The sequence below is a fragment of the Flavobacterium frigidarium DSM 17623 genome (genome assembly GCF_000425505.1).
Taxonomy (GTDB): domain Bacteria; phylum Bacteroidota; class Bacteroidia; order Flavobacteriales; family Flavobacteriaceae; genus Flavobacterium; species Flavobacterium frigidarium.
Genome location: NZ_AUDO01000008.1, coordinates 220,242 through 237,067 on the forward strand (window position 1 = coordinate 220,242; position 16,826 = coordinate 237,067).

Consider the following 16,826-nt stretch of genomic DNA (forward strand, 5'->3'; position numbering starts at 1 on the left):
TTTTCTATCCATGCTTTTTGGCGACACATACTCTAAACAGTTTGTCATGCTGAAAGCGTCTCGTTAAACTTGCTCAGCGATAGTTAGACTCTATAAGAGTGACAAACTTTGCGGTATTAGGTCTCTAGATGAGCTTTGGGAATCAAATCCCATATTGTTATTCCCGGAGGAATTCCAATTTGTAATATATCTAGTAATGGCACTCACTTAGAGTAGTAAATAGTAAGTTCTTGGTTTGTGTGAGACGCTTTCAGCGTGAAAACTTTGAGGATATTGTAACCTGTCAATAATACGACTTTAGAGAAATCATAATTATTGGAAGTTGATTGGCTATACTCTTTTGTAGTAGTAAATCGTAAGTTCTTGGTTTGTGTGAGAAGCTTTCAGCGAGACAAACTTTGAGGAAAATGAGATTTGGAGAAGTATATGTTTTATGAACCACTAATTTGCATGAGGGATAGAAGCATGCTACCGAAGTAGCGCGTAAAGCCCGACGGCAGCAAAGATAAGGGACTTATAGCAGGTCATAAAAGTGAGGCCCTTATTTTTACTGGCGGCATGCCCGAGATGAAAACAAAAATCCCGTTTCAAATAAATGAAACGGGACTTCTTATAAATAAACCTTTAGTAAACTTAAGATCTGATTACTCTTTTTTCTCCTCACGTGGAGGTCTTGGTAAAAGTGCTTTTCTTGACACTTTTTCTTTTCTAGTTTTTGGATCCATACCTAAGTATTTTACTTCAAAAACGTCACCCATGTTCACTACATCAGAAACATTTTCTGTGCGTTCCCATGCTAACTCAGATACGTGTAATAAAACTTCGTTTCCTGGAGCTGATGTATATTCTACAACGGCACCAAAATCTAACATTTTAATTACTTTTACTTCATAAGCCTCGTTCATTTGAGGTTTGAAAGTGATTGATTTGATCTTAGCCAATACTGCTTCAATTCCAGCAGGATCAGTTCCTAAAATTTCAATAACTCCTTCTTCAGTAGTAGGATCTTCATTGATTACAATTGTAGTTCCAGTAGTTTTTTGTAATTCTTGAATTACTTTTCCACCAGGTCCGATCAATGCACCAATGAAAGCATTAGGAATTCTTCTTGTAATAATTTTTGGAGCGTATGCTTTAACATCCTCTTTTGGAGCTGCTAAAGTATCGATTAATTTACCAAGGATATGCAAACGACCGTCACGTGCTTGAGCAAGTGCAGCTTCCATAATTTCGTATTTCAATCCATCAATTTTGATGTCCATTTGACAAGCAGTGATTCCTTCAGAAGTTCCAGTTACTTTAAAGTCCATATCTCCTAAGTGATCTTCATCACCAAGAATATCAGACAATACAGCGTAACGATCACCATCAGTAATCAATCCCATTGCAATTCCAGAAACTGGACGAATCATTTGAATACCAGCATCCATTAATGATAATGTTCCAGCGCAAACTGTTGCCATAGAAGATGAACCGTTAGATTCTAATACTTCAGATACTACACGAATTGTGTAAGGACAATCTGCAGGAATCATGTTTTTCAAAGCTCTTTGAGCTAAGTTTCCGTGACCTACTTCTCTTCTTGAAGTTCCTCTTAAAGGACGTGCTTCACCAGTCGAGAAAGGAGGGAAGTTGTAGTGTAAGTAGAATTTCTCTTCACCTTGTTGTGATGGAGAATCGATTTGGTTTGCTTCTCTAGATGTTCCTAAAGTTGCTGTTGCCAAAGCTTGAGTTTCTCCACGTGTAAACAATGCAGATCCGTGCACAGATGGTAAGTAATCTACTTCACACCAGATATCTCTAATTTCTGTAGTTTTTCTTCCGTCTAAACGAGTTCCTAAATCTAGGGTTACGTTACGAACAGCTTCTTTATTTGTTTTCTTGAAGTATTTAGAAACTAAATCTCCGTTTTCTGCTAATTCTTCTTCAGTGAACAACGCTTTTACTTCGTCTTTTACTTCTTCAAATGCAGCTGTACGTTCTTGTTTAGAAGAACCTTTGCTAGCAATAGCATAAATTTTATCGTAAGATGCTGCCTTTACTTTAGCGTAAATAGCTTCGTCTTCTCTTTCTCCTTCATATGTACGAACTTCTTTTTTACCAAAAGCAGCTTGCAAACGTAGTTGAGCCGAAATTTGGTTTTTGATATGTTCGTGAGCAAATTTAATAGCTTCAAGCATTTCTGCTTCTGAAATTTCTTTCATTTCACCCTCTACCATTGCGATAGAATCCATAGAAGCTCCAATCATCATATCGATGTCAGATAATTCTAATTGAGCACGGCTTGGGTTAATAATGAATTTTCCATCAACTCTACCAACTCTAGCCTCAGAGATTAATGTTTCAAAAGGAATGTCAGACAAAGCTAGTGCTGCTGATGCTGCAAGACCTGCAAGTGCATCTGGCATAACATCATCATCATGAGACATTAATTGAATCATTACCTGAACTTCAGCATGGTAATCATCCGGGAAAAGCGGACGTAAAACACGGTCTACTAAACGCATTGTTAATACTTCGCTATCACTTGGTCTAGCTTCTCTCTTGAAGAAACCTCCAGGGAAACGTCCTGCTGCAGCAAATTTCTCACGGTAATCTACCGTTAATGGTAAAAAGTCAATACCAGGACTTGCTTTTCTTGATGATACAACTGTTCCTAAGATTACAGTTTTACCAATTCTTATTACTACAGATCCATCAGCTTGTTTAGCTAAGCGACCTGTCTCGATTGTGATGTTTCTTCCATCACCTAAATCGATACTTTCTACAAATAATTGTGGAATCATAAATTTAATTTATTAGTTAAACATGGGTTCTAGTTGTGTTGTAGTTGTTGTTTGCGTAGTTAATGCCTAAAACCCAATGAAAAACCAAACTTTTTTTATTTGTCATTATATCGTATAATGACTCTATCTTAATTTACTCTCTGTAATGCCTTTTTTATAAAGGACTTACTTATCTAGTAAAGATTATGAACTATAAAAACAAAAAGAGGCACTTGCGCACCTCTTTTTTATATTGATTATTTTCTGATATTCAATACTTTGATAATCTCACGATATCTGTTAATTTCTTTCTTTTTCAAGTAGTCTAACAAAGATCTTCTTTTACCTACTAGTAATACTAGTGAACGCTCTGTATTGTAATCATGACGATTTTTTTTCAAGTGCTCAGTCAAATGGCTAATTCTGAATGTGAATAAAGCGATTTGTGCTTCAGCTTTTCCAGTGTTTGTTTTTTCTCCGTGTTGTGCGAAGATGTCTTCTTTAATCTCTTTAGTTAAATACATTCCAATATTTGTTTAATGATTTTTATGTATGTCTAGCATCTATTGTTAGACGGTGCAAAAGTAATTAATAAATTTCAAATTTGAATTATTAATCATCATTTATTTTATACTTAATATAACTTCGCAACCTCTGCATTAACAAACTCTAAAAAACGCTCGTCTTCTACTGTGAATGGATCGATTACATGACTGTCAATATCAATTTGTCCTATATTTTTTCCATCTACAAATAAAGGAACTACTATTTCTGATTTTACTGTAAAGCTGCATGCGATGTAATTGTCTTGAGCAGCGACATCAGGCACAACAAAATTATCATTCGATACTGCAACTTGTCCGCAAATTCCTTTTCCAAACGGAATTACCGTATGATCTGTTTCTGCTCCTATATATGGTCCTAGGTGTAATGTTTGAGTCTCGTGATTGGCAAAATAAAAGCCAACCCAATTATAGTATTCGATATTCTCGTTTAATAGTTGGCAAATTGCTAAAAGCTTTTCATCTCTCGAAAGAGCACTTGCCGTAGTAATCTCTGTTACTTTAGGTTGTAATTCCTGAAATGTCATAATAGTATTTTTATACAAAAGTATTTAATATGTAACTTATATGGTGCATATTTTTGTTAAATATAATGTCTTATTATTTTTTACAAAGTGGTTGTAACTCTGGTTGGCAAGGGTTAAATAGATAGTTTGTTAAGTTCGCTTTTTCAATGATACTATTGAATCGAGAAACTGCAGTTACTTTTGTCTTATCGAATAAATATTATGGGCATTCAATCTAATATCTTCTTTTAGAAATTTATAATTAGTGTTGCTAATAGCTATGGTTCTAAATGATAAATCAAATAGGTAGAAAAAAGCTTATTTTTAATCGTTAATTTATATTTAAAGTGAATCAATAAATTGTACTTGAGATAAATAATACTTACTTTCACGCTCAAAATATTTTAGCACAAAAACACCTAAGAATGAACAGCTTTGATTGGAAGAATTTAATAGACCCCTTATTCTATATTCACTTTGATGTGAATGGAGTTAAGATGGGTATTTATATCGTACTTTTTATAGTATTTGCAGAGACAGGACTTTTTGCTGGCTTTTTCCTTCCAGGAGATAGTTTGCTTTTCCTTGCGGGTATTTATAGCCGCGAATTGATAGAAAATATCTTTTTTATCGAAAGCGATTTTGTTAATGTTGTTCTTCTTTCAACTCTAGTTGCTTTATCAGGAATACTAGGAAATATTGTAGGATACTGGTTTGGTTCAAAAAGCGGATATTATCTTTATAATAAAGAAGATTCTTTCTGGTTCAAAAAGAAATACCTAGTTCAATCTAAAGACTTCTTTGAGAAGCATGGAGGTAGAGCTATTATTTTTGCAAGGTTCCTACCTATATTTAGAACATTTGCGCCTATTGTAGCTGGAATTGTTACTATGGACAAGAAAAAATTCATGTTTTACAATATTGTGAGTTCGTTTCTATGGTCTTTTACATTGATTTTTGCTGGACATTACTTGTACGGATTTTTACTAGACAATTACAATATCAATTTAAAAGAGCATATCGAATTAATTGTTTTAGCTCTTGTTGCAATTACACTACTTCCTGTAATCTTTAAATTTGCTAAAAAATCACCTAAAATAGAGCAATAATAGCTTGATGAATTTGGGGTTATTTTCACTAACAAAACTTCAAATTAATTATAAGATTTAAACTCAGTATATATAGAAAAAGGCGCTTCAATTAAGAAGCGCCTTTTTTATGTTTAAGAAATTAGGTATTACATCATTCCTGGCATACCACCGCCCATTGGCATTCCGCCTGCAGCTCCTTCTTCTTTAATGTCAATCAAAGCACATTCAGTAGTTAAGATCATTCCTGATACTGATGCTGCATTTTCTAATGCAACACGAGTCACTTTTTTAGGATCGATAATACCTGCTGATAACATGTCTACATACTCGTTAGTTTTAGCATTGTAACCAAAATCTCCAGTTCCTTCAGCAACTTTTGAAACTACTACAGAACCTTCAAGACCTGCATTTTCAACAATAGTTCTTAATGGAGCTTCTATAGCACGAGAGATAATTTGGATTCCGGTAGCCTCATCAGCATTTTCAGCGACTAAGTTTGCTAATGCAGCTTTTGCTCTTAATAAAGCAACACCACCACCAGCAACAATACCTTCTTCTACAGCTGCACGAGTTGCGTGAAGTGCATCGTCTACACGGTCTTTCTTTTCTTTCATCTCAACCTCAGATGCAGCTCCTACATAAAGTACAGCAACACCACCAGCTAATTTAGCTAAACGCTCTTGTAATTTTTCTTTGTCATAATCAGAAGTTGTAGCTTCCATTTGACCTTTAATTTGGTTTACACGATTTTTAATCATGTCAGCCTCACCAGCACCACTTACAATTGTAGAGTTGTCTTTATCGATGGTTACTTTTTTAGCAGTACCTAACATTTCTAAAGTCGTGTTCTCAAGAGTGTATCCTCTTTCTTCAGAGATTACAGTTCCGCCAGTTAAAATCGCGATATCTTCAAGCATCGCTTTTCTTCTGTCTCCAAAACCTGGTGCTTTAACAGCAGCGATTTTCAAGGCACCACGCAATTTGTTTACTACTAATGTAGATAGTGCTTCACCATCAACATCTTCAGCAATAATCAATAATGGTTTTCCTGATTGAGCAACTGGCTCTAATACTGGAAGTAATTCTTTTAAAGAAGATACTTTTTTGTCATATAATAAAATGTAAGGAGACTCTAGTTCTACTTCCATTTTTTCTGAATTTGTAACAAAGTATGGAGAAAGGTATCCTCTGTCAAATTGCATTCCTTCAACTACGTCTACATAAGTATCTGTACCTTTTGCTTCTTCAACTGTGATTACTCCTTCTTTTCCAACTTTGGCGAAAGCCGTAGCAATCAACTCACCAATAACTTCGTCATTATTAGCAGAGATAGATGCGATTTGTTTGATTTTATCAGAGTCAGAACCTACTACTTTAGATTGGATTGCTAAGTCAGCAACAATTGCTTCTACCGCTTTGTCAATTCCGCGTTTCAAGTCCATTGGGTTAGCACCTGCGGCGACGTTTTTCAAACCTTCTTTTACGATAGCTTGAGCTAAAACTGTTGCAGTTGTTGTTCCATCTCCAGCTAAGTCATTAGTTTTTGAAGCTACTTCCTTAACCATTTGAGCTCCCATGTTTTCTAATGGGTCTTTTAATTCAATTTCTTTAGCAACAGTAACTCCATCTTTGGTTACGTTTGGACCACCAAATGATTTTCCAATGATTACATTACGACCTTTTGGTCCTAGAGTTACTTTAACTGCATTTGCTAATGCATCAACACCACGTTTTAATCCGTCACGTGCTTCAATATCAAATTTTATATCTTTTGCCATTTCTGTAGTATTTTTAAAATTTATTATGTTTAAAGTTTCAAGTTATCTCGAAGCTTAAATTATTGCAAGAATATCGTCTTCACGCATAATTAAGTAGTCAGTACCTTCTAATTTTAATTCAGTACCCGCATATTTACCGTAAAGTACAGTATCACCAATTTTTACTGTCATAGTGTGATCTTTTGATCCATTTCCTACAGCAACTACAGTTCCTTTTTGCGGTTTCTCTTTGGCTGTATCTGGAATAAAAATCCCTGAAGCAGTTTTAGTTTCTACAGCAACGGGTTCAATAAGAACTCTGTCTGAAAGTGGTTTGATGTTTAAAGCCATAATTATATATTTTTAATTGTTTTATTGTAACGATGTTTATAGGGTTCAGAAACTATGCCATGCTAGTTAATCTGCCATATTTACTTAAAAAAAATGCCAGCTTTGACAAGCTGGCATTTTTAAATAAATGTGATATATTGTTATTCTGCAGGAGCAGCCGGAGCTTGCTCAGCTTGAACTGGAGCTGCTGCTGGAGTAGCAGGGGCTGCAGTAGATGTGTTCTCGATAATTTTTGAATCTGTATCACTTAAACTTCCCGTAAAGCTTAAGCTAGATAATAAGATTAATGCTATTAAAACAGTAGCTAGTGTCCAAGTACTCTTGTCTAAGAAATCAGAAGTCTTTTGTACACCTCCCATTTGAGTTGAACCACCTAATGAAGATGATAATCCACCACCTTTAGGATTTTGAACCATAATGACTACTATTAATAGAAAACAAACTATTGTAATCAAAACTAAAAAAATTGAAAATGTGCTCATTGTTTAATTATTATTTTGTTGTAAAATCTTAATATCCGAGATACGGTCTGCAAAGAAACTACTTTTTTCTGGATATTTCAAAATTAATATGTCATATGCTTGAATCGCTTTCTGATATTTTTTTTGTTCTAAATATACTTTGGCTAAAGTCTCTGTCATTAGGTATGAATGCTCGTCCTTGTTTATATCAATTTGAATAACAGGAGCAGCTCCATTTTTAACAGGCGAAATTTTTGGACTCGTTTTAATAAAGCGATCAATTAAGGAAGCTTTTTTCTTTTTTTCTTCTAGTTCTTCTTCTGAATATTCCTCTGGGACATTATCTACAACCGGTTCGTCGTCTCTATCAATAGGGTTGATTTTAGATAATTGCAACCATTCTTGAAACGAATGCTTTTCATTAGGTGTGAAATCTAATGGTTCGCCTATTTGTAGTTTTTCTATAACTTCTTCAGGCTCAACATTACTACTTGTGGCAACAGCTATTGAGGTCAAAATTGATTGTTCAATACTTTGTTCTTTAAGCTGTAATTGTTTTTCTCCTTCGATAACTTCACTATCAACAACATTGATATTCATAATGTCTAACTCACTTTTAGTTAGCACTACTTTTTGAAAAGAGTTGAAACTAGTAGCAGTTATGAATTCGAATAATGCTGCTCTATCAGTTGTATGGGCTGCAGTAACTTTAAGCGCAAAATTATACTTAAAACTGTTGTGATTATAAAGTCCTTTCAATTGCAAAGCGCGTGCACTTTGCAAATAAGGAAATCGATCCAATAGCAATGACAAATCAAGGGTTTCTTGCTCTGTAATGGTATCAGGTTTGTTTAATAAACTAGTATAATCGTTAACGTTCATAAAGCTGCTTCTTTTTAAGATGTTACCACTTAGCTAGTGACTCGTTGAAAATATCTTGTGTGATTCTATCAAAAATCTCATCTAGTGCTGTTGTTAACACTGATCCTGTAAGTTGCGTTTCTGCGGGATAGTCATAAAAGAATTCGAATGTTTTTTCGAAATTATCAGCTTCTTTTTTTCGATTAGCAAAACGAACATTAATTCGAATAGTTAGTCTGTTTTGAGATGCTTGTTGATCAGCGGTTGCTGTCATAGGACTTATCCTGTAATCTACAATTTCTCCTTCATAACTTAAGTCTCCTTCATTTTTTACTAGATTCAGGTTTGTTTGATTCTGGATAAGATCTTGAAGTGCTAGTGTGAATGTACGATCAATACCTGGCTCGACTAACGGTGCATTGTTTTGGAAAAAACTAACTTGGAAAGTGTCAGCATCAATTTTACCGGTTCCAGTAAAATTGTAAACACTGCAGCTACTAAAAGTGAAGGTTAATGCGAGTGTTACTAATAAATAGATTTTTTTCATCTTGTTGTAATGTTCGAATATTTTTAAAAAATAAATAGTTAAGAGGTGATCATATTTTACAGATCAAATTGCTTAATCTTTCTGTAAAGGGTACGTTCAGAAATTCCCAATTCGTCAGCTGCGGCTTTGCGTTTTCCTTTATTTTTTTCTAATGATTTTTTAATCATTTCGATTTCTTTTTGCTCTAAGCGCAACACTTCTTCCTCTTCAATGGTTTCAGCAAAGAGGTAGTTTTCCTCATTCTCATTGTAATTTTCTTCTTTTTGAGCAGAAGACAATAAAGGTGTTCGTGGCTCATCTTCAAAATCAAATTCCGTGTCCTCGTCTTTCGAACCGTAAATTTTCTGAATCAAATTCGGATTTATATCTTGTGCTTTGCTGGATCCATTTTTCATTAACTCTAGTGTTAATTTCTTTAGATCATTCAAATCGCTTTTCATGTCAAAAAGTACTTTGTACAAAATATCACGCTCTGTGCTAAAGTCGCTTTCTTCTTTTTTGTTTTTTATAACTGATGGTAAATTGCTTCCTTCAGCTGGTAAATACGATTGTAAAGCTGCTGCGGTTATATCTCTGCTTGTTTCTAAAACAGATAATTGTTCGGCTACATTTCGTAATTGACGGATGTTTCCGCTCCAGCGAAATTTTTGCAAAACCTGAACTGCGTTATCATCTAGTTTTAAAGGTGGCATTTTGTATTTATGAGCAAAATCGGCAGCAAATTTTCTAAACAGCAAATGAATATCTTCTTTTCTATCTCTTAAGGGCGGTAACAAAATATCTACAGTGCTTAAGCGATAGTATAAATCCTCACGAAATTTTCCTTTTTCGATGGCATCAAACAAATTCACATTTGTAGCGGCAACAATACGAACATCTGTTTTTTGAACTTGCGACGAACCCACTTTAATAAATTCACCATTTTCTAGAACACGTAGTAAACGAACCTGAGTTGTCAATGGCAATTCACCTACTTCATCAAGAAATATAGTTCCGCCATCAGCTACTTCAAAATAGCCTTCACGTGTACTAGTAGCTCCTGTAAAAGCTCCTTTTTCGTGTCCAAATAGCTCACTATCAATTGTTCCTTCAGGAATCGCACCACAGTTCACGGCAATGTATTTCCCGTGTTTTCTATGCGATAAAGAATGTATAATTTTAGGAATACTTTCTTTACCTACACCACTTTCTCCTACAACTAATACAGAAATATCAGTAGGAGCAACCTGAATTGCTTTTTCGATGGCACGATTTAGCTTTGGGTCATTCCCAATAATCTCAAATCGCTGCTTTATATTTTGAATAGACTCCATTATTTTTAGTTTAAAGTTTTTTCTTGTTTAAGGTTTGATGTTCTTACGATAATTCAAATCCTTAAACTTTAAACAATTTTAGTTCATATTAGAATATCCTACAGCCTCACCTTTTAATGTTCCGCTGGTACAACTTGTAATTTTTACATTTACAAAATCACCAATTTTGTAATCTTCTTTTGGGAAAACGACAGTAATACTTTGAGAGTTTCTTCCTGAGAATTCTTCAGTAGATTTTTTAGAAACTTTTTCGACCAAGACTTCTACTGTTTGACCAATAAACTCTTCTGATCTTGCCCAAGCATGCTTTTGTTGCAAGTCAACAATTTCTTGTAAACGTCTTGCTTTAGTTTCATCATTAACATCATCTTCCATTTTTCTTCCTGCCAGTGTACCTGGACGTTCAGAGTAAGAATACATGTAACCAAAATTATATTTCACATACTCCATTAAACTCAACGTATCTTGATGATCTTGCTCTGTCTCTGTAGGGAAACCAGCAATCATATCTTGCGAGATAGAGCTATTAGGTACAATCGATCTTATTTTGTCAATCAATGTCATGTACTCTTCACGTGTGTGCAAACGGTTCATTTCTTTCAAAATTCGGTTGCTTCCTGATTGTACAGGCAAGTGAATGTGCTTACAAATATTATTGTGTTTTGCAATAACATGTAAAACGCTCTCGTGCATGTCTTGCGGATTTGAAGTCGAAAAACGAATGCGCATCTTAGGGAATCCTACAGCAACCATTTCTAATAATTGATCAAAATCTACTGCGGTAGCTTTTTGCATTTCTGAAGCTGTGGCAAAATCTTTTTTCAATCCACCTCCATACCAAAGGTAACTGTCTACATTTTGACCTAAAAGTGTGATTTCTTTAAAACCTTTATCCCATAAATCTTGAATTTCTTTCATGATACTTTGCGGCTCACGGCTACGCTCACGGCCTCTAGTAAAAGGCACTACGCAAAAAGTACACATGTTATCACAACCACGAGTGATAGATACTAAGGCAGTAATTCCGTTGCTCATTAAACGCACAGGTGAAATATCACCATAAGTTTCATCTTTCGATAAAATCACATTAATAGCATCACGGCCTTCCTCAACTTCACTTAATAAATTTGGCAAATCTTTGTAAGCATCAGGACCTACAACTAGGTCGACAATTTTTTCTTCTTCAAGAAATTGGCTCTTTAATCGCTCTGCCATACAGCCCAAAACGCCCACTTTCATTTTTGGGTTGATGCGTTTCACAGCGTTATATTTTTCTAATCTTTTACGTACTGTTTGCTCCGCTTTATCACGGATTGAGCAGGTATTTACCAAAACTAAATCAGCGTCTTCTAATGACTGAGTGGTGTTGTATCCGTTCTCTGATAAAATAGAAGCCACAATCTCACTATCAGAGAAATTCATAGCGCAGCCATAACTTTCAATGAATAATTTTTTAGTATTTCCCGATTTATTTTCTAAAACAAGCGCTTCCCCTTGTTTGCTTTCCTCAATAATCTTTTCCATAAGTCACTTTCAAAAGTGTGTTTTAATAAGTGCGCAAAGGTACAATTATTTGAAACATTATGACAAGATGTCAGCCGAAGATTTAACATAGTTTTTTTTAATTATCAATACTTGGTTTTAGGAGCTGCTTCTGGCTATCCGTTTCAAGGTCTCACGAAATAAGCACTATTTTTAAAGTAGTATAAAGAGCTTCTTTCAGTCGCTTTTATAGTACTTAAAATAGCAGCTTTTTTTGCTGCGAGCTTTTCACTTCTATCCAGGCTAGGGGAGTGTGCTGTTCTAGAAAACAAAAAAGCTCCCTTAGATATAAGGAAGCTTTTAAGTAACAAATTAAAATTTCTAATTTTAAAACAGACTTACGTCCAGTTGAATTCGGGCAATTTTGTTCGAAGGATTCCACATTGCTGTAGCCGAAACAGGCAAGTGGTAATTAAAAATTTCAATGTCTTTTGTAGCTTTAATACCGGTATTTACAATATCAAAATCGCTAGCCACTTTGTTTGTAAATAGGTGTTTGCTTCCATTTAATGGAAAAGCAGCTCCTATAAAAGCATTTAAATTCACTTTTTGATCTCTAATCAAAGGGTAGCTTAATTCTACATAAGTAGAGTGTCTACTTTGAAAGTCGTTGTCACTATTTAATTCACGGTCGTTCAAACCACTGTATAAAAGAACGTCGGCTTCAATTCTTAGAGGGAAAGACTCTGGAAAACGATACGATGTTCTTAAATCAATGATGTGAGTGGTGGTCAATTTATCATAATTAAAAACTTTAGGGGTAGCAATTCCAGTGGTATTAAATAAGTCCCATAATGCAATGGATAGATTATTCTTTTGGTATTGTACATAATAGTTTATTTCGCGATAATTTCCATCAAAACCTGCACCACCCCAGAAACCGACTTTAAAGGTTTGGCTCTCATTTAACGCATAATGAATATTTCCCGTGGCGGTCATCCCATCATTAATTACGAGGCCTCTCCATAAATGACTAGTTTCTAATCCTACATTAAAGTCTAATCGTGAAGGTTTTATTTCTTTTTTATCTACAGCTACGGTATCAATAGCAGTTGAGCTTTGACCGTAGTTTGCTAACCCTGTAAGTAGCATTACAGCGGCAATAATTTGGTTTTTCATGTATCGGTTTGTTTAGTAGGGGATTGTTAGGTGAGCATAATATAAAGCAATGCAGCTAATGAAGATCCTACGATGGGTCCTACAATAGGTACCCAAGCATAACTCCAGTCACTACTTGCCTTGAATAAAAGAGTGTGCATAATACGCGGACCCAAATCTCTGGCAGGATTAATGGCATAACCTGTAGTTCCACCAAGACTCAACCCAATTACCCATACAAGAATGGCTACTGGCAAGGCACCTATAGATCCCAATCCTATTTTAGCATCTGCAGCGGCTGCAATACTTAAATCTGGACCAGAAAGGTAAAATATCACAAATATCAAAACGAAAGTTCCGATGATTTCGCTAATTAAATTCGAGCTGTAATTACGAATCGCTGGACCTGTGCTAAAACAAGCTAGTTTTCCTTCTTCGCTTTCAGTGGCTGCAAAGTGGTCTTTGTGTGAAAGCCAAACTAAAAAAGCACCTATCATTGCACCAATCATTTGCGCAAGAACGTATGAAGCAACTTGGCTCCAAGCAAATTTTCCTACTAAGGCTAGACCAAGAGTTACGATAGGATTTAGATGGGCACCACTAATAGGTCCTGCAACTACTACACCTACAAATACGGCAAAAGCCCAAGCTGTAGTAATTACAATCCATCCTGAATTATGTCCTTTTGTACCTGTAAGCACAACATTGGCAACGACTCCGTTACCCAATAATATCATCAACATCGTCCCAATAATCTCTGCAATAAATGGTGTCATATTTTTTATGTTTTTGGTAGGTTAGTTAATCTTCGATCCAGTTTGTTGCGCGACCTACAGCTCTATCCCAGTTATGAACTAGCTTGTCCACTTCATCGCGAGGCATCTCAGGTTTGAATTCGCGGTCAATTGACCATTGTTGTTGTAAATCATCAATACTATCCCAGTAACCTATAGCTAGTCCTGCTAAGTAAGCTGCTCCTAATGCTGTTGTCTCAAGAGTTTTAGGTCTAACGACATTAAAATCAAATAAATCTGATTGAAATTGCATGAGTAAATTATTTGAGACAGCTCCTCCGTCAACACGCAGCTCTTTTCCTTTTTTTCCAAAATCACCTTCCATTGCTTTCACGAGGTCATAAACTTGGTAAGCAATTCCTTCTAGCGTAGCACGTGCAATATGTGCGTTTGTGGTTCCTCTAGTGATTCCTACAATAGCTCCTCTGGCATATTGATCCCAGTGTGGTGCACCTAAACCTGTTAATGCTGGAACGAAGTATACACCCCCGTTATCAGGTACTTGTAACGCTAGCTCTTCAACATCTTCTGATTTTTCGATCATTTTAGCGCCATCGCGCAACCATTGCACTGCTGCACCCCCTACAAATACACTTCCTTCTAAGGCATAAGTAGTTTTTCCATTAATTTTCCAAGCCACTGTTGTCAGTAAATTGTTTTTAGAATAAACAGGTTTGTCTCCCGTGTTCATTAACATAAAACATCCTGTTCCGTAAGTGTTTTTAACCATTCCTGGCTCTGTACAAAGTTGGCCAAAAAGTGCTGCTTGCTGATCTCCAGCTACACCTGCAATAGGAATTTTTGTAGCAAAAAGAGTCGTACACGTTTCGCCGTATATTTCGCTACTTTGTTTTACCTCTGGTAACATTGCTCTAGGGATGTCAAATAACTCTAGCAATTCATCATCCCATTCTAAAGTGTGAATGTTTAATAATAATGTTCTACTTGCGTTAGAGACATCAGTCATGAACATCGCGCCACGTGTAAGTTTCCAAATCAACCAAGTATCTACAGTTCCAAAACATAGCTTTCCTTGTTCTGCTTTTTCACGAGCACCGGGAACATTGTCAAGAATCCATTTCACTTTCGTACCCGAGAAATAAGCATCAAGAAGCAAACCTGTTTTCTTTTGAATCATCTCAGCATGACCTTGTGCTTTTAACTCGTCACAGTATTTTGCAGTTCTACGATCTTGCCATACAATTGCATTATATATTGGTTCGCTTGTTTCTCTATCCCAAACAATTGTTGTTTCTCTCTGATTTGTAATTCCTATTGCGGCAATTTCTTTACCATTGATTCCTGTTTTAGCAATTACTTCTGCAGCAACACTAATTTGAGAAGACCAAATTTCGTTAGGATCGTGTTCTACCCACCCTGGTTTGGGAAAAATTTGTTCAAATGGTTTTTGAGAAATTTTTACAATTTCCCCTTTGCGATTAAACACAATTGCCCTTGAAGACGTTGTGCCTTGATCAAGTGCTAAGATTAATTTGTCTTTCATGATTTTTTGTATGTGGTGGTTAATTAATTTAATTTGAATTCGGTTAATAAAAATCCGTTTGCTAGAGCTTTAAATTGAGCTACTTGATCTTGAATCCAGGCTTCATCATGTCCTAATTCTTTTGCAATTATTCTTGCTACCTTTTCAGATACTGAGACTGCTGCACGAGCGTCTAAGAATAATAAACGAACCCTTCTCGATAGTACATCGTCAATTGTTCTAGCCATTTCATAACGTACTGCCCAAACTACTTCTGCAATTGTGTAATCATAATCGGGATGTAGTTTTTCACTCATCGCAGGACTCTCATTTTGCAACGCCAAGATTTTAGGGATGTCAGTTCCGTAAATATATAGGTGGTTTTCACGATCAATAGTTGTTGTAGGCTGGTTACCGTGAATAGAGATGTGTTCTGTTTTACATTCTTTCTTAGGTAATTTTTTTTCTGATATCGCTTTGTCGATAATGTCTTCGGCAATTTTTCTATATGTCGTCCATTTTCCTCCAGTAATAGTAATCAAACCAGTGTCTGATACAAATATTTTGTGGCTTCTAGAAACCTCTTTAGTGCTTTTGCCTTCTTTTTCTGGAGCAGCAAGTGGTCGTAAACCAGCAAAAACAGAAAGTACATCAGCACGGGTAGGTTTTTTAGCCAAAAAGCGTTGCGCAGTTTCAAGTACAAACTCGATTTCTTTTTCTAATGCGATAGGCTCAAGGCTGTGACTTTTTATCAAAGTATCTGTTGTTCCTACAACTATTTTATCATGCCATGGCACAGCAAACAGAACGCGTCCGTCGCTAGTTTTAGGAATCATTAAAGCGTGGTCACTAGGTAAAAATGATTTGTCAAACACTAAGTGAATACCTTGACTTGGTACAATGTATTTTTTATAGACCGTATCGTTTAGTTTCATTATCGCATTGGTAAAAACTCCAGTGGCATTAATGATAGCTTTTCCTTTTAAATCATGTAATTCTCCCGTTTCCTGGTCTTTTATTTGAACACCGGTAACTTGGTTGTTATTGTCTTTCAGTAAATTAACAACTTTCGTGTAATTTAATAAACAAGCTCCTTTTTCTACAGCAGTTTGTGCAATGTTGATTGCTAAACGTGAGTCGTCAAATTGTCCATCTTGGTAAACAACTCCGCTTACTAATCCTTTTTGCTCAACAGTAGGAAGTAATTCGATAGTTTTCTTTTTCGAAATATATTTTGATTTACCTAAACTTAGCCTTCCAGCAAGCATGTCATAAATAGTTAAGCCAACAGTGTAAAAATAGCCACCCCACCAATTGTAATTAGGAATAACAAAAGATTGGTTTTTAACTAAGTGACCAGCATTTTCTGCTAGTAAACCTCTTTCTTTTAATGCTTCTCTAACAAGTGAAACATCACCTTGCTCTAAATAACGCACTCCTCCGTGAACAAGTTTTGTGCTTCGGCTTGATGTTCCTTTTGCAAAATCTACTGCTTCAACCAATATCGTTTTGTATCCTCTACTAGCAGCGTCTAGTGCAGTCCCAAGACCACTAGCGCCTCCACCAATAATGATTACATCCCATTCTGGAGTTTGTTTTAGTTTTGATAATTGTTCAGATAGTTTCATTGTGTGTGGTATAAGTCGTTTAATTCTTTCGTTTTATTTCGAATAACAAACTTAATGAAATAAAAC

General features: G+C 35.6%; 15 protein-coding genes. 1 reads left to right on the plus strand and 14 read right to left on the minus strand.

The genetic code is table 11. The annotated features are described in order from the left end of the window. Positions 1-644: 644 nt before the first annotated feature. From H603_RS0106010 to H603_RS0106020, 3 genes are all read right to left on the minus strand, one after another. Positions 645-2,786, minus strand: a complete 2,142-nt coding sequence (locus H603_RS0106010; RefSeq protein ID WP_026707724.1) for a polyribonucleotide nucleotidyltransferase — start codon at positions 2,784-2,786, stop codon at positions 645-647. A gap of 236 nt (positions 2,787-3,022) precedes the next feature. Then, the gene (gene rpsO / locus H603_RS0106015) at positions 3,023-3,289 is read right to left on the minus strand and encodes a 30S ribosomal protein S15 (RefSeq protein ID WP_026707725.1); all 267 of its coding nucleotides are present in this window, start codon (positions 3,287-3,289) and stop codon (positions 3,023-3,025) included. A gap of 110 nt (positions 3,290-3,399) precedes the next feature. After that, complete coding sequence (locus H603_RS0106020) at positions 3,400-3,855, minus strand: GAF domain-containing protein (protein ID WP_026707726.1); 456 nt, start codon at positions 3,853-3,855, stop codon at positions 3,400-3,402. A 404-nt stretch (positions 3,856-4,259) separates the two neighbouring features. Here H603_RS0106020 and H603_RS0106025 point away from each other — a divergent pair, with 404 nt between their 5' ends. Continuing rightward, on the plus strand, positions 4,260-4,943 hold the full coding sequence (locus H603_RS0106025; RefSeq protein WP_026707727.1) for a DedA family protein: 684 nt from the start codon (positions 4,260-4,262) through the stop codon (positions 4,941-4,943). 128 nt (positions 4,944-5,071) lie between these two features. On the opposite strand, the gene groL is transcribed toward H603_RS0106025, so the two are convergent. The 11 genes from groL to H603_RS0106080 form a co-directional block, all read right to left on the minus strand. Further along, a complete protein-coding gene (gene groL / locus H603_RS0106030) occupies positions 5,072-6,703 on the minus strand; it encodes a chaperonin GroEL (RefSeq protein WP_026707728.1) in 1,632 nt (543 codons plus the stop codon). A gap of 54 nt (positions 6,704-6,757) precedes the next feature. After that, on the minus strand, positions 6,758-7,033 hold the full coding sequence (locus H603_RS0106035) for a co-chaperone GroES (RefSeq protein ID WP_026707729.1): 276 nt from the start codon (positions 7,031-7,033) through the stop codon (positions 6,758-6,760). Positions 7,034-7,173: 140 nt separating this feature from the next. Then, the gene (gene secG, locus H603_RS0106040) at positions 7,174-7,515 is read right to left on the minus strand and encodes a preprotein translocase subunit SecG (protein ID WP_026707730.1); all 342 of its coding nucleotides are present in this window, start codon (positions 7,513-7,515) and stop codon (positions 7,174-7,176) included. 3 nt (positions 7,516-7,518) lie between these two features. Further along, the gene (locus H603_RS0106045; RefSeq protein WP_026707731.1) at positions 7,519-8,376 is read right to left on the minus strand and encodes a tetratricopeptide repeat protein; all 858 of its coding nucleotides are present in this window, start codon (positions 8,374-8,376) and stop codon (positions 7,519-7,521) included. A gap of 22 nt (positions 8,377-8,398) precedes the next feature. After that, entirely contained in the window at positions 8,399-8,902 is a 504-nt protein-coding gene (locus H603_RS0106050; protein WP_026707732.1) for an LptE family protein, read from the minus strand. Positions 8,903-8,958: 56 nt separating this feature from the next. Then, entirely contained in the window at positions 8,959-10,215 is a 1,257-nt protein-coding gene (locus H603_RS0106055) for a sigma-54 interaction domain-containing protein (RefSeq protein ID WP_026707733.1), read from the minus strand. 78 nt (positions 10,216-10,293) lie between these two features. Next, the gene (gene miaB, locus H603_RS0106060) at positions 10,294-11,739 is read right to left on the minus strand and encodes a tRNA (N6-isopentenyl adenosine(37)-C2)-methylthiotransferase MiaB (RefSeq protein WP_026707734.1); all 1,446 of its coding nucleotides are present in this window, start codon (positions 11,737-11,739) and stop codon (positions 10,294-10,296) included. Positions 11,740-12,084: 345 nt separating this feature from the next. After that, entirely contained in the window at positions 12,085-12,876 is a 792-nt protein-coding gene (locus tag H603_RS0106065; protein ID WP_026707735.1) for a hypothetical protein, read from the minus strand. Positions 12,877-12,902: 26 nt separating this feature from the next. Then, a complete protein-coding gene (locus tag H603_RS0106070; protein ID WP_026707736.1) occupies positions 12,903-13,631 on the minus strand; it encodes an MIP/aquaporin family protein in 729 nt (242 codons plus the stop codon). Positions 13,632-13,656: 25 nt separating this feature from the next. Further along, positions 13,657-15,153, minus strand: a complete 1,497-nt coding sequence (gene glpK, locus H603_RS0106075) for a glycerol kinase GlpK (protein ID WP_026707737.1) — start codon at positions 15,151-15,153, stop codon at positions 13,657-13,659. Between the two features lie 23 nt (positions 15,154-15,176). Continuing rightward, positions 15,177-16,760: a glycerol-3-phosphate dehydrogenase/oxidase gene (locus tag H603_RS0106080; RefSeq protein WP_026707738.1), complete on the minus strand. Its 1,584-nt coding sequence runs from the start codon at positions 16,758-16,760 to the stop codon at positions 15,177-15,179. Between the last annotated feature and the right edge of the window lie 66 nt (positions 16,761-16,826).